This is a genomic window from Eremococcus coleocola ACS-139-V-Col8 (assembly GCF_000183205.1).
GTDB lineage: Bacteria > Bacillota > Bacilli > Lactobacillales > Aerococcaceae > Eremococcus > Eremococcus coleocola.
The window spans coordinates 223,809-237,848 of record NZ_AENN01000001.1 but is presented as its reverse complement, the minus strand read 5'-3'; the positions used below and the strand labels follow the sequence as shown (position 1 = coordinate 237,848).

Sequence of the window (14,040 nt, the reverse complement as noted above, 5' to 3'; positions counted from 1 at the left end):
AGTAGTAATTAAATACTTTTATCACGTGGGATTTTTATGCATAACCATAGGTATACAAAGCATACAGATATTCTCTGGATACTTTAGAATCACATGATAAAGGTATTCTTAAACTGGGTACAAAAAACTAAGCCCTCCTAAAAAAGGACATCTAATTATTTGTTCCCGCTATCAAATTGACAGTTTATTTAAGAATACCTTGCCGCATATTTATTAACTCCTTTTAAATAGTCACTTAAATAATAGCACGTAAGAGCATATTTGTAAAGGAATCTCCAATTTTTTATCAAAAAGAGTACATGATTACAAAGTATCTGTAATCATGTACCAATATTTGTTATTTTACAATCTTCCAATTACTCCCGTTCTTTTCAAGTACCAAATCAAATTGAGATACCTGCGTTGCTTTGGTCTGCTGGTCGATATACTCCACTGTCAGCGATACCGTGACTTGATTATCCTTACGATTGTGAATAGGATTTACCAGTTCTTGAAAGATGTACTCTTTTCCGATTGGTTTTAATATCCCGTCATTCACATAGTAGGAAAGTTCACTGGCTGTCGCTGTAGGATAGAGCTTGAAGAACGTCGTTAAAAACTCATTGATTTCATTGGTTGTAATGGAATCAACCGTCCCCTCACTTTCAATGGCTTTTGGTTTATAACTTGATTTCTTAGGTATGTTGGTAATGGTCGGATTCTTAACCAGTACCATATTTCCAGAACCATCTACATAGACACTCACTATATAAGCAGAGTGGACGGTCTTTGTATTTTCTCCCTCTGTAATGAGCTGGTCTACACTGTAGGTTACATTAAACTCATTGTCGCCAGTTGGCTCTACCGTCCATATCTGAAATCCTCTTACAGAAGACGATACAGGAATATCTTTGCGTACTGTATCAACATTGAGAGCTTGAAGTTCATCTGTCAGATAGCCTTTTAGACTTTCCATTCGATTATCAATGGACTTATCGGATTGCTCCCATGAATAGTAGACTTTCGCAAAGTTCTCTACAAAATTTTCTACATGATGAGTATCAACGTATTCCTTTTCTATGATAGTTGTTTCGTGAATAGTATGAGTATCTATAGCTGTAAAGTGCTTGAATATCGCAAAGCTGAAACTAAGCCCTAAAAGTACCCACAAGGCAATCACAACCTTTTTATGAGGATTGACCTTATAGACACGAGGTTTCTTTTCCTTTGGTATCTGTTTTTCTTTATTCTGATTTTTTCTAAATTTCATCATTAAATCTTCCTTTCTCATTGTTTGATTCGTCCTGCTCCCACTAAATGCTGTTGCCAGTAGGGGCTTGTTAAGTCGGCATAACCGATTGGGTCGCCTGCATGAAACATACGGTTATTGCCAAGGTATATCCCAACATGAGTAATATAAGAGCCAGCGTTATAGGTAGAATGAAAGAAAACCAAATCGCCAGCTTGTGCTTCCGATAGTGGGATATGCTGGGTCACATCATATTGCTGTTGTGCGATTCGTGGTAAGTTAATTCCAGCTTTTCCATACGTCCATTGTGTCAGTCCGCTACAATCAAAAGAAGTAGTCGGGGAAGCTCCACCGTAAACGTATCGCCAGCCCTCATATTTCAGTGCTTCGTCCATGATGGCTTGTACCGTATCATCATCAAACTCTGTTGTGACAAGATACTGCGTTACCAGTTGCACATAAAACATATTGCCATAGTTGTATCGCCAGCCCCCATTGATAGGTATGGCTATGGGATTGGGGTAAGACACTTTTTCGCCACCTGAATACTCTTTTGAGAAACTTTGAGCCAGTTCAAAGGTATATTTATTTCCACGATTAGCCACATACCCTAAGAAACCACCACCATAATTGTAGGACTGGATAACCGATTCTAAATCTACACTGAGCCTTTCGCTACTGGCTAATAATTCACTGAAATACTTCACACCTTGCTTAATGGATTCTTCTGTACTCAATGAATTAGGTGGAAGACCGAGGGATTCCGAGGACTGCATAACATCTTCCGCAGTACCGCCCGATTCCACCTGTATAATCGCAAGAAGTATGTTGACATATTCTTCAACGCCATATTCTTTGGCATATTTTTCTACCATAGGCTTATGAGCCAGCACTTCTGCGGAAACATTCACACCTCCATAATGAATATTGGAAATTCCGCTGTCCTGTTCATCTGAAAATAAAATGGCAACAAACAGAAGCAGTGAGAAGACCATCAAGAATAATCCAGAACCACCAATCACTAAAGTTTTCAACTTCATGGTTTCTTACCGACTTTCTTAATGGTGGCGGTTTTGATTGGTGGTCTACTTCTTGTATTTTGTAGTGGTACTCTTTGAACAGTAGACGGACGTTCTTTTGTGATTGGACGTTGTGAAGTTCTATCTGCTGTAGTGGTTGAAGTTGCTGGCTTTTGAACGGTTTTTTCTTGAACGGTATTGCCTTGGCGTTCCACTTTTGGACTTGAAAAATCGGACTTAACTGCTGGACGCTCTTGTTTGGCTTGTTGAGATTCCTTATATGAAGTCTGAATATTAGACTGTTTTGAGGTCTGTTCATCATGATATTGTTCTTGTCTTGTAGTCGGTCTTTCATGAACAGAAGAAGCAGGCTGTTTTTTCTGTTTGACCTGTTCCATTTCAGAGCGACGCTTCGCAATGGTTTTTCGCCTTTGTTCCTGCTGTTCCTTGCGTCCACTGGCTCTGTCCGCTTTGGTTTGAGAAATACTACTGGTTAAATCACGGACATTCTCTTTTACTTTGGATTTTCCTTGATATACTGCATATCTTGCATTGGTCGGCAAATCTTTAACCTGTTCTTTCAAACCACTAGCAGTGTCTACCATTCTGTCTTTGGTATCAGCTACTGTACCGATGGTTTGACCGATACGTTTTCCAAGTGTTGATTTTTCCTTTCCGTCTGGTCGGGAGTGATCTGCTTGTGTCCTTGCAGAACTCCCCGAACCCGACTGTCCTTTTTTACCTGTAACAATGGCAGACCCAGCCCCTAGAGTAGTCATGGAACGTCCAAGTTTCCGCTGTAGACGGTGCATGTGAGCGTGCATAAGCATACGAGGTTTTCTCATCACACGACTTCCCACACTTTGAGAATCGTTACTCTGTAGAGAAAACATACTCATTAAATCGCCCAGCTTGAAGTAGATTCCTGCAAAGGTCACAATCTGTAGAAAAGCAATCAAAAAGAACGGATAACCAGCCGATAAGGTATAGAGCATGGTTGAAATACTAAATGCTGTCGTAATAATCAATGTGATTCCAGCTCGTGTCAAAATGGTATTAAAGAGCTTTGTTATGGCTCGTTTTGACATACCATCAAATGATGGAATCATGCTTAAAATAAAGCTCACAGGCAGAAACATAGCATAGATGATAAAAAGTACCTGCGAGAAAATCATGATTCCTGTTAATAGGAATACAAATATGGAAATCCCAATATTGAAGACAAATAGGAAGAAGACTGTACCTAAACGGTTAATGGTCTTTGTAATGGTTAGATTGGTATTGCTTCTGTCTTCAATTTCTTCCGCAACAATTTTTTTCTGTCTTCGCCATTGTTGGAATCTGGGCTGGTGGAGAGCAGGCTTTCCACACGGTCAATACCGATACTTTCAATGTCTGAACTGTTGTATTGAAGCAGTAGCCACGGTTGCTGAACCTGTATGGAAAACAGGCTATCTCTGATTAAGTCCACGCTGTCCTTGCCTTGACTATCGGAATGGGGCATGACAATCTTCGTGCCAAGTGATAAACTGGCATTACTGATGTCTGATGAAAAGTCATTGATTTTTTTAATGTAGTCGGGAGCGTAGGCAATAAAGGAAGCCGATAGGATAAACACCAGCACAAAATTCATAATGGCATGAATTGCCTTTGTGGTTTCTCTCTTTATCAGTCCCGTATAGGCAACATAAACCCCAAGAACCAAAATCAAGAGTAAGAGGAATCCAACATAGAAACCCTCTGTTGAAAATCCGTTTGCACTCACACCAGCTAAGGTCTGCATATTCTTACCAATGGAATCTGCTGTAGCGGAAATGAAGTCTAAGGAATAGGCTTCCTGTACTAAGTAACCTGTCGCATTGGAAACATACAAACTGATTGTCCAAATAAAATTGGTAATGGCATATAGTCCATACATGACCTGTTTTCCAATCCCGTCCGACCAGTTCCACGGAAGCCAGCCCCAGCTATTATCCACATAAAAATCCAGTTGATAGTTTTCAAGTGGGTATCGGCTGTATTCATTTGCCACATTGACCGTATCATCTACCAAGCCCGCAGCTTGAACCACCGTTCCCAGCATGGCTAAAAGAAAAATGGCAATCACAAGTGTGAAAGCCACTGTCATTGCCACTTTACCTAGACGTTTCAGCGTCCAGTTTGATTTTATTCTGTTTACTATTGATGGTTTCACATTTACACCTCTTTTCGCACAGGTGGTCTGGTATCAAAGGCATGGAGCAGTTCTTCAAATACAGGGTGGAACTGTATCACACCGACACGACCATATAAATCACTGATAAGGCATTGCCCGTTTTCCAAATCACGCAATCGCTTCTGATTGTTTTCGTCCTCTGGGTCTACACCAAAAAAGGCTAAGGTCTTTTTAATCTCGTTAAGGTCAGTGGAACGAAATGCAAATTTTAAGCCGAGGTTATTTTTCAGTTTTTCATCTAAGAGGTCGTCTGTATTTTGGGTCACGAAATATACCCCAGCGTTCATAGCACGACCAGCCCGAACCAGCTTCATAGATAGTGTTTTTCCTTGTGCTACCTGTAAAAAGCTCCATGCTTCGTCTAAATCTACAATCTTGAAAATGCTTCGGTCTGTATGGATAAAGTCTAAAGCAAAGGTACTAATGACAATCAGCATAGCAACGGATAAAAGCTCCATAGTGGTATATTCCTCAAAGGAAGTTTCCTTGTCGGGAAGTACCAAGTCCGCAACCTGTATAATGTTCAGTTGTTTTTCTAAGCTGATAGACTGCTCCACATAACCATTACTGAATAATAAATGTGCAAAGTCATAGTCTGTAAAACTTTCGATATGGTCGGCTATACTGGTACTTAGTGGCGTATTCTCAACCCGTAATTCCTCAATCACTTTCATCAACCCTCGTACTTCACTATTGGTTACTGCACGAATGGCTTTTCTAAGGATTGGGAAGCGTTCCCCATCACGAGAGGAAATCCCCGTAAGGAATGTCAGAATATCAACAGCCAGTGATTCAGAATCTTTGGGATTTTTCATAATCACATAAGGGTCAAGTAAGCCTTTGTTTTTCTCATCAGAAGTCAGAGTGACGATATTGATTTCATGGGAAATCTCTGGCAAGGTTTCTTTCCATCTGCCACGTTCTGCTTTTGGGTCTACAATCACTGCTTGTGCCCCATAAAGCACCGCATAATAGACGATAAGGTTATTCGCAAAGGATTTACCACCACCCAGCGAACCAACAAAAGCCGACGCTAACGCATTGGTTACTGAACCCTTAACCCCTTGACTGGCAAGAGCAGGTTTCAGATAGACATTGCGTCCAGTATCTAAGCTGTAGCCAACATAAATCCCCTCATTTTCCCCCAGCATTTGAGTAGCACCAAAACCTAAACCAGCGAGGAAATCAGAGGTCACGTATTGAATATAATCATTCATATAACGCTTGCTGGCAGGTAAAAATTCTTCATGTAAGCCGAGCATATCCCCAAATGGTCGTACCAGTTTTACGCTTAAATCGTCATAAAAATCTTTCACTTCATTACAACGACGTTTGAGTTCGTCAAGATCATTTGCTGATACCCTTACCACATAAGACAGCTTGTACATAGATTCCTTGCTTTGGTCTAAATTGGTTTCCAGCTCATTCACACTTTCCAGAGCTTCCGCCACATTGGAGCTGGTTTCATTATCACTTTGCCAAGCGTGGTTATCCAAGTCTTTCAGTTCTTTCTTTTTATTGCGGACAGTAGATAGGGCTTTACGATTCGCTACAATTTCCACATTCATTGACGTATCAATCGGGAATGTAAATTGCTGTTGCTGGTAGTAGAAGATTTCAGAGGACGGGAAGTCCAGTTCTCCGACAATGCTGTTAATGGTAAAGTAAGCTACATAGACGGTTTCATCTTCCTGCTGGATTTTCAAATATCGCTGTTTTTCTTCCACCAAACAGCGAGTAGGCTTAATCAAGTCATAGTATTTAATCAGCGTTTCATTATCCAGCTTTTTCTTTGATAGATGGTACTCATACTCTTCATAGGCAGTGCCTGTCTGTCCGTAAAGGTGTTCAATCAGATAGCCGAAGTCGTCCTTATCTAACCTGCGGATTTTGAAACGACGAGAGATTTTATTTTCTAAGAGCTTTTCCATCTTCTGAAAACGCAGGATTTCATCATTACTCATACTAACAAAATCGCCCATCAGCTTATGGTTCACATCATAGACAAAATCAGACAAAGCATTTTTTGCTTCAACGGTAAGACTTTTCATAGAAAACTCCTGATCGTTGAGAAGCAACTTAAAGCCGATAAAGAAACGGTAGTTCACTTGATTTTCGCCAATCATGGATATTAAAGCGTCTGTCTGTTGGTCGATTTTGTCATAGGCAACCGCTTTGAGCTTGCCAGTGACTTCATTTTTGGAACGCTCTTGTGCAGAACGTATGCTGGATTCTGTACTGATTTGTAAAGCATGAATTTTGCCATCACGATTTTGTGCGATAAGCTGTCTGAAAGAATCATGCACTTGTATTTTCTGTTCTGGACTTAGAAATGAGTAATTGTAAGGAACAAGCTCATAGTAAGCATAACATTCCCCGTCTTTATTCCAGACGAGATTGTTTTCAATGTATTTAATTGGATATGCCATAAAATTCACTCCTAACTGCTGTAATGGCTTCTTGTGGCTGGTTTCTGCCAAGCGTTACTTTTTTTCCTGCATAGGTCAGCTTTGGTCGCAGTGCATAAGCAATGACAGACTTCAAAAATCCATAAGGCTTTTTACCATCAAAAGTTTTTGTAGACATAAACCATGTGAAAGCCACAGGAATCCCAAAGTATTTGAGAAATGCTCCCTCTATCATGGAAAGAGGGGGCAAGTTGCCAAGTATCATCACTGCAAAGAGTGACACGACAAACCATGTCATTTGCGTAAAGGTTATGGGAAACGGAAGTCTAAAATCATTGATAGAATACAGTACCTTTTCCACAGACCAGATACTGGTATAGCTTCGTATTTTCTTCATGTAATCAATCCTTTCATAAAAAATAGGGGTAGCTGATTGAGCCACCCCGTAAAATAGAAAATCTGCCAGTAGTAATGTACCGACAGATTTAATAGACGATTTCAAAAATCCCATGATTGGTTGAGATAAACGTTCCTGAAAGGTCTAAATCCCGACCATAGGCTTGATAATCAATATAGTTTTGAAGACTAGCTGGTACTTCGCCTAAAGCACCCGTTTCTTCAATGTAGTAGCGTGCCACGTCATACATATCATCACAATCGGAATGAATGATAATATCCTCTTGATGTTCGCTTAGTTCTTCAATGCTTGAAAAATGAGTGAGCAGAGCAGATAGCTCCGATTGTAATTCTTCGGGTAATTCCGATACCATTTCCCATAGTCGATTGAGTTCGCCAATGGAAGTGTATTCGTCAACCGTAAAGGGTAACTCGTAGTCATGAATGGCGTATTCCTCATATTCATCATTCAAGCCGATTTTCTCTTTGACTTCCTCAAAGTCAATGGGAAAGGTAAACCACGCACCGACCAATTCGCCCTCATTGTATTTGCCTAAATTCGCAATATAGACTTGCATATCGTCCATATATTCACGTCCTTTCTTTGTAGAGATTCAAAAATCCCTACCGCACTTCGTTTGGTGTACCATTCCTTTGCGGAACATAAGAAAACCACTTATATTCCACAAAAGAACGGTTTTATTTAAGCACCAATAATGCGATTGAATAGCTCTAGTAAAATGTCTTTTACTCCAGCAGCGTTGAAGACTAAGCCAACCGCAATAATCGCAATAATTAAAAAGCCAATCAGTTTGCTAAACTCACGCTTGAAGCCAAGATACAAGCCAATCACAACGATTGCTAAAAGCACCAGTGATTGAGCGTTTGATAGAAACCAGTTATAAAGGTTTTGTCCAAAATTCATAAAAATGTTCTCCTCTCTATATTCAATGAATTTGTATTTGAGTTATTTTTTTGTTGTTATCACGTCCTGTTCTTTTACTGACTGTTGCTTCAAAATCTGCTTGTGTCGGTCTGTCAGTTTCGCATGGTCGAGAATGTCTTTTACAACCTGCGTCTGGTTGATTTCATCAAGTTTAATCGCAACCTTTAAGGTCGGGGCAACTTGATGAGATAGCCAGTTCAGCGTCCTTTGGAAGGAGTAAGGCTCTGGTTTTGTGGTTAGTTTTAATCGTTCACGATTGTTCCCAATAAACCAAGCCCATTCTTCATTCAGTTTCCAATCAGAACGAGGTTTGGAATCGTCTTTATCTACAAAACGGATATACCGATTGATAATTTTAAAGGCGGTATGCTCTGGATTGTCATAGACGAGTAAATCACGGACTGCATAATAGGCACGCTCATTTTTCAATCGAATCTCAAAACGGTTTTTTACTTCTGCGTCTTCAATGGGAATATCATTTTTCTTGTACTGCTCGTAGTCCTTTTCATAGATACAGAAATAAACTTCACTTTGTAATGAACCGATATAGAGGGTGTTTCCCATACATTCCTTTTCCTCTTTGCGTACCAGTTCGCCACTGCGATAGCTTTTAAAACTGCGGAAGACGGAGATACATTCTTCCTGTTGGCACTTTTCAGTGAGTACAGGGATATTTAAAATCCCTGTCTTATCGTTAATGGCAAGGTCAAGGCGTTTCATCACACCGCCAGCCACCAAAACGTCCATAAAGAACTCATACCAGCTTCTTTGTTGTGCCAGAAGATAGCTTTCAAATTGTCTGCACCCACGACCTTTCAATTCCACCAGAACTCCTTTGTCCAGTTCATGGGAGCAAAGGACGAATATGTCGCCTAAAGCATAATGCTCTGAATAAGAATAGAAACCATAGTCCTCATGAAGAAAATAGGACAGTTTCAGTTGTAAGATGTTTTCGACCACCTGCTGTACGTCTGTTGTCGGAAAGCGAATTCTTACATAATCAAACAGCATTTCAAGGGGAGCGTCGGGATTGAAGCGTTCCAGAGCTTCCCAAAGGGACTGCTGTAAATCCTCTGATGGCTTGACTTTTCCTGTTTCAATATCGCTTAGATACTGCCTTGTAATACCAGTCGCAACAGCTAAACGGTTTTGAGATAGTCCATAAGCCAAGCGTTTTTCTTTTAAATGCTGTAACCAAGTTTGTTCATTCAGTAAAAATCCCTCCAATCAAAAAGGCGTATGTCAACTTTTAAAGCCCATTTGACATACGCTGAAATTTTGTAAATCCCTTGTAACCAAATGATTTTCTAATGTTTTTTTGACTGTTTCCTGTCGATTTGTACCCCCCTGTTAGATACGGGGGGTTAAGTGCTGGCGTGGCTATTGCCACACCAGCCAGCAAGATCAGTCCACACCTGCGACTTCCGCTTCGCACGTCGCCTGCGTGGACTGTCTGCTGTTGGATAACTTTTTAATTTCCTCCAAGAAATCATATCCTTTTGGTACAAGGGGAGTATAAAACTCTGATATGACACTTGTTCCTACATCAACATAGCCACGACCTTTGATTCGCTTTAAGAAGAAATCCTTTTGTACGTCACTGCCAAACATCATGCCATAGCCCATTTCAGACATACGACCTAAAGCCACTCTGAAATTAAACTGATCACGGATTCCGTCGCCTAAATATTTTGCGTCTGGACGTTGACAAGCCAGTATTAGAAAGAAGCCAGCTTGACGACCTAACATGACAATCTGTTTCAGCTTATTCATAACTGCGGTGTTTTCTTTTGTTCCCAGCATTTCCATGAAAGCGACGTATTCATCAAAGATTAAGAAGTGTGCCGGGAGACCTAAGTAAGCATAATTTTTGCCAGTCTTATAGTTCTTCATCTGCTTCATTTCCTCACTACGTTTCATCATTTCTTCATAGAATGTTTCAATGCAAGAAAGCAAGTCTTCTTTTCTATAGTAGACATTTGCCATCACAGAACCTAAGTCCGCAAGATCAGCATTTTTCGGGTCAAGAATATACAGTTTTGAATCTGTATGAAGCAAGGCTTCAATCAGTGTCAGTATAAAGTAAGTTTTACCGCCACCTGTACCACCAGCAATCAACATATGAGGGAGCTTATCATATTCCCACCATACGTTTTTCATTAAGCGAAGTTTACCATCTTTAGCTTCTACTTCATCAATAGAAATACGACTGGCTATGGTGTCATAGAGCAAAGTATATTCCACATAGGAATCCTTTAACTCTTTATCCGTCAGCTCACAGTACAAGCCACTCTCTAATTTCTTTTCCAAGTGTAAGAGTTGGTCTTGATATTTTCCCAGCGTGATTTCCACCCGTATCTGTATCAAGCCATTTTTAAGTCGATAATACATTTTAGGGAAGTAGGTTATCTTTTCCTTTGTACGACCAGCACTATCTTTAAAGAAACCCTCTGTTTTGACCTGTTCAGATTCATACCACTTGTTTTCAAGTATCATCTTTGCCAGTTTTTGACGGTGGTAAAGTTGTTTAACCGTATCATAGCGAACCCGTTTGAATACAAACGCTACCAGCAAGCAGATAAGAATTGCGACACTGAAACTGATAATTAAATAGGGAATGTCAATCTTATCTGCTTGTGATAGGTTAAAATCCTGCCAGTTGATCTGCTGGATTGTCTTCACATGAAACAGTCCGACAACCAGCAGGAAAACAGGCAGGAGTGACGCTATCGTAAAATGAAAGACTAAATCTTTACCAGATGGGCGAATCCTTTTACCACGCTGTTTCATGCGAAAAAGTCTCCTTTCTACCTAGCGACTATTTGTCTTGTGTCGGTTCTTTCTTTGCTTGTGGTTGAGCTTTGAATGAACTAGAATCCTTTGTCAGCACAATATCGTCTGCCTTGATATACCAGTCAACATCTGCTCCTTGATAGGTGGCAGTAGCAACGGTGTCCGCAATGGGATTGATAAGTTCCACCCGTGCGTTATAATCAAACTCTTTCAAAGGCACGCTGGCAGGAATACTTACTTGAATCATGCGTCCTTGTCCTTTGGATTTTAAGTCATAGGTACGTTCCTTGATTTCATCTGAAACCGACCCGTCTTCATTTTGGATTCTCACTTCACGACGTAGAGCAGAGAATTTCAATTCTCCAAAAGTCGTGTCTTTATCTAATACAATGCCATTTGCTAATCTCATCATTTTTCCTCTCTTTCTTTATTCTTTTATCATGTCGTCAGCATGTAAAAGGTAATTTGTAAAACCACGAGTGCCGATTTTGTAGCCCTCTGCGGTAATACGTGGATTGACTAACTTCACACGTTCCTCAAAGCCGAAATGTTTTTCGCCAGCTTCAGCAGGAAGCACCACCACAATATCATCTGCTCTTTGAACATCAGAATAGAGATTATAGCTTCTTGATAAGACAGTTAGCCGTCCGTTGATTCTTCGCTGAACGACTTTATCCTCGCCAGCAAATTCTAAATTGCCGAATGTTTTTTCCATGTTGGGAATCACAAATTTAAGTTCCATATTTTTACCTATCCTTTCTTTTTTATTGGCTGAATGAATGTTTGATGGTCTTAAAGAGTGGGGAACGACCTTTTGATTCTTGATTTTTTGTTTTCATAAGTTCACTTCCTTTCAAAATCGGGTAAAAAAATAGACACCTCATTTTTTGAAGTGTCTACCTATTAAATATTCAAATTTTATTGGAAGTATCTTTATATCTTCACTTTTCAAGGATAAATCGTCGTATCAAAGCTCATTCATAAGTAGTAAATTAGTAGTAAATTGAGTGGTTTTGACCTTGATAAAGTGTGATAAGTCCAGTTTTTATGCGGATAACTAGATTTTTATGCTATTTTTAGCACAAAAACACTTAATCATGCTGATATTTTTTTTAGGAATTAAATCCCTAGTTTACAGCCCCTTTTGGCCCGCTTTTTCTTCTGGTGCTTGGTTAAATAGGGTAGATGGATAATTTAGGGAGATCATGCTGAATTGCTGGATTGCAGGGTGTGATGCTACTAACTGAGAATAAATTGCTGATCTGATTTCTTTGAATTCACCCCTAGATTTGAAAGTGAAAACAAGATTTTTTACCAGAATAGTTGGTGCAAATTAATTTGCAAGAAACCTCCATTACTGTGAGTTAAATAATTGACATTGTTTCCATAGTAGAGTAAAGTAACACTATCGAACAAAATTTGTTCAAACAAATATTAAAGGAGATTAGATTATGGACATTAAAGATTTAAAGCTAGAAAAAGATTATCAGTTGTTGATTAACGGTGAATGGACCAATGGAGCCGGCGATGACCGGATTACTTCCTACAATCCAGCTAATGGAGAAGCCTTAGCAACAATTGTTGACGCACAAGATGCCGATGTAGATGCCGCTGTCGAAGCTGCCCAAGAAGCATTTAAGACTTGGGGCCGGACTTCAGTTAAAGAACGTTCTGCTAATCTATTAGAAATCGCTGACCGCCTTGAAGAGAAATTAGAGTTTTTTGCCTTATTAGAAACTTTAGATAATGGTAAACCTTTACGGGAAACAACCAATGCAGATATCGCTTTAGCGGTTGATCATTTCCGTTATTTTGCAGGTGTCATTCGGGGTGAAGAAGATACTGTAAAAATGTTAGACGATCAAACTATGTCAATTGTCCTACGCGAACCAATTGGTGTGGTAGGTCAGATCGTACCTTGGAACTTTCCATTCTTAATGGCAGCTTGGAAATTAGCTCCAGTTATTGCTGCAGGGGATACTGTAGTCTTCAAACCATCTTCATCCACATCTTTATCGGTTTTAGAATTTGGTAAAATTTTGAATGATATTTTACCTGCAGGGGTCATTAATATAGTGACAGGTTCTGGTTCTAAATGTGGTGAATATTTACAACATCATAAAGGTTTAGATAAATTAGCCTTTACTGGTTCAACTGCTGTGGGTCGGTCAATCGCTTTATCTGCTGCAGAAAACTTAATCCCAGCTACCCTAGAATTGGGTGGTAAGTCCGCCAATATCTTCTTTGAAGATATGGATATGGATCAAGCCCTTGAAGGCGTTCAATTAGGTATCTTATTTAACCAAGGTCAAGTATGTTCAGCTGGTTCACGGATTTTTGTCCAAGAATCTATTTATGATGAATTCATGGAAAAATTAGTGGCAGAATTCGAAAAAGTTAAAGTGGGACTTCCTTGGGAAGATGGGGTACAAATGGGTGCCCAAGTCAATGAACACCAAATTGAAACCATTGAAAAATATATTAAAATTGGTAAAGAAGAAGGCGCTAAAATCTTAACCGGTGGTGAACGTTATTCTGAAGGTGACCTAGCTAAGGGTGCTTTCTATAAACCAACCTTGATGGAATCTACTAATGATATGGTAGTTGCTCAAGAAGAAATCTTTGGCCCAGTGGGGGTCGTAATTAAATTTAAAGATGCTGATGATGTCATCCGGATGGCCAATGAAAATGAATATGGACTAGGTGGTGGTATCTGGACCACTAACTTAAATACTGCCTTCAAGGTGGCTCGTGGAGTTCGGACAGGTCGGATGTGGGTGAATACCTATAATGCCTTTGAAGCAGGTGCGCCATTTGGTGGTTATAAGAATTCCGGTATCGGCCGTGAAACCCATAAGATGATTCTTGATGCTTATACCCAATCTAAGAATATTTATATTAACTTGAATGATGGCCGTTCTGGTATGTACTAAAATTAATCGATAAGAATAAGGTAAATCACCCTCACTAATTCAGCGAGGGTGATTTTTTATGTTGGGGAATAATCTATGAGAAAATGGTCCTTAATTAATCTG

At 39.7% G+C, this 14,040-nt stretch carries 11 protein-coding genes and 1 pseudogene; 1 reads left to right on the top strand and 11 read right to left on the bottom strand.

Translation table 11 applies throughout. The annotated features are described in order from the left end of the window. Nucleotides 1-337 precede the first annotated feature (337 nt). The 11 genes and pseudogenes from HMPREF9257_RS01065 to HMPREF9257_RS01015 form a co-directional block, all read right to left on the bottom strand. Nucleotides 338-1,270, bottom strand: coding sequence for a conjugal transfer protein (locus tag HMPREF9257_RS01065; protein ID WP_001224319.1), 933 nt, complete (start codon nucleotides 1,268-1,270; stop codon nucleotides 338-340). After that, nucleotides 1,267-2,268, bottom strand: coding sequence for a bifunctional lytic transglycosylase/C40 family peptidase (locus tag HMPREF9257_RS01060; RefSeq protein WP_006417543.1), 1,002 nt, complete (start codon nucleotides 2,266-2,268; stop codon nucleotides 1,267-1,269). Before HMPREF9257_RS01060 ends, HMPREF9257_RS01065 begins: the two co-directional genes overlap by 4 nt. Next, nucleotides 2,265-4,441, bottom strand: a pseudogene (locus tag HMPREF9257_RS01055) (CD3337/EF1877 family mobilome membrane protein). The gene HMPREF9257_RS01060 and the pseudogene HMPREF9257_RS01055 overlap by 4 nt, the downstream one beginning before the upstream one ends. Nucleotides 4,442-4,443: 2 nt before the next feature. Beyond that, on the bottom strand, nucleotides 4,444-6,891 hold the full coding sequence (gene tcpF / locus HMPREF9257_RS01050) for a conjugal transfer ATPase TcpF (protein WP_006417575.1): 2,448 nt from the start codon (nucleotides 6,889-6,891) through the stop codon (nucleotides 4,444-4,446). After that, nucleotides 6,875-7,267 carry a conjugal transfer protein gene (locus HMPREF9257_RS01045; protein WP_000723888.1) on the bottom strand — a complete coding sequence of 131 codons (393 nt, stop codon included), beginning with the start codon at nucleotides 7,265-7,267 and terminating at the stop codon, nucleotides 6,875-6,877. Before HMPREF9257_RS01045 ends, tcpF begins: the two co-directional genes overlap by 17 nt. Nucleotides 7,268-7,355: 88 nt before the next feature. Continuing rightward, on the bottom strand, nucleotides 7,356-7,853 hold the full coding sequence (locus tag HMPREF9257_RS01040) for an antirestriction protein ArdA (protein ID WP_000342539.1): 498 nt from the start codon (nucleotides 7,851-7,853) through the stop codon (nucleotides 7,356-7,358). Between the two features lie 116 nt (nucleotides 7,854-7,969). After that, a complete protein-coding gene (locus HMPREF9257_RS01035; protein ID WP_001009056.1) occupies nucleotides 7,970-8,191 on the bottom strand; it encodes a hypothetical protein in 222 nt (73 codons plus the stop codon). 42 nt (nucleotides 8,192-8,233) lie between these two features. Then, nucleotides 8,234-9,439, bottom strand: a complete 1,206-nt coding sequence (mobT, locus tag HMPREF9257_RS01030; RefSeq protein WP_000398284.1) for a MobT family relaxase — start codon at nucleotides 9,437-9,439, stop codon at nucleotides 8,234-8,236. A 177-nt stretch (nucleotides 9,440-9,616) separates the two neighbouring features. Next, nucleotides 9,617-11,002 (bottom strand): FtsK/SpoIIIE domain-containing protein, encoded by a 1,386-nt coding sequence (locus tag HMPREF9257_RS01025; RefSeq protein ID WP_000813488.1) that lies wholly within the window; start codon nucleotides 11,000-11,002, stop codon nucleotides 9,617-9,619. Between the two features lie 28 nt (nucleotides 11,003-11,030). Then, complete coding sequence (locus HMPREF9257_RS01020; RefSeq protein WP_000985015.1) at nucleotides 11,031-11,417, bottom strand: YdcP family protein; 387 nt, start codon at nucleotides 11,415-11,417, stop codon at nucleotides 11,031-11,033. A gap of 15 nt (nucleotides 11,418-11,432) precedes the next feature. Then, a complete protein-coding gene (locus HMPREF9257_RS01015; RefSeq protein ID WP_000420682.1) occupies nucleotides 11,433-11,747 on the bottom strand; it encodes a YdcP family protein in 315 nt (104 codons plus the stop codon). Nucleotides 11,748-12,456: 709 nt separating this feature from the next. On the opposite strand from HMPREF9257_RS01015, the gene HMPREF9257_RS01010 reads away from it, so the two are divergent. Then, nucleotides 12,457-13,938 (top strand): aldehyde dehydrogenase family protein, encoded by a 1,482-nt coding sequence (locus HMPREF9257_RS01010; protein ID WP_006417583.1) that lies wholly within the window; start codon nucleotides 12,457-12,459, stop codon nucleotides 13,936-13,938. Nucleotides 13,939-14,040 lie beyond the last annotated feature (102 nt).

Bases quoted from the DNA above. Each gene is read 5' to 3' on its own strand.
- HMPREF9257_RS01015 (WP_000420682.1), bottom strand. From the start codon at position 11,747: ATGGAACTTAAATTTGTGATTCCCAACATGGAAAAAACATTCGGCAAT.
- HMPREF9257_RS01040 (WP_000342539.1), bottom strand. From the start codon at position 7,853: ATGGACGATATGCAAGTCTATATTGCGAATTTAGGCAAATACAATGAG.
- tcpF (WP_006417575.1), bottom strand. From the start codon at position 6,891: ATGGCATATCCAATTAAATACATTGAAAACAATCTCGTCTGGAATAAA.
- HMPREF9257_RS01065 (WP_001224319.1), bottom strand. From the start codon at position 1,270: ATGAGAAAGGAAGATTTAATGATGAAATTTAGAAAAAATCAGAATAAA.
- HMPREF9257_RS01035 (WP_001009056.1), bottom strand. From the start codon at position 8,191: ATGAATTTTGGACAAAACCTTTATAACTGGTTTCTATCAAACGCTCAA.
- HMPREF9257_RS01060 (WP_006417543.1), bottom strand. From the start codon at position 2,268: ATGAAGTTGAAAACTTTAGTGATTGGTGGTTCTGGATTATTCTTGATG.
- HMPREF9257_RS01020 (WP_000985015.1), bottom strand. From the start codon at position 11,417: ATGATGAGATTAGCAAATGGCATTGTATTAGATAAAGACACGACTTTT.
- HMPREF9257_RS01025 (WP_000813488.1), bottom strand. From the start codon at position 11,002: ATGAAACAGCGTGGTAAAAGGATTCGCCCATCTGGTAAAGATTTAGTC.
- HMPREF9257_RS01010 (WP_006417583.1), top strand. From the start codon at position 12,457: ATGGACATTAAAGATTTAAAGCTAGAAAAAGATTATCAGTTGTTGATT.
- HMPREF9257_RS01045 (WP_000723888.1), bottom strand. From the start codon at position 7,267: ATGAAGAAAATACGAAGCTATACCAGTATCTGGTCTGTGGAAAAGGTA.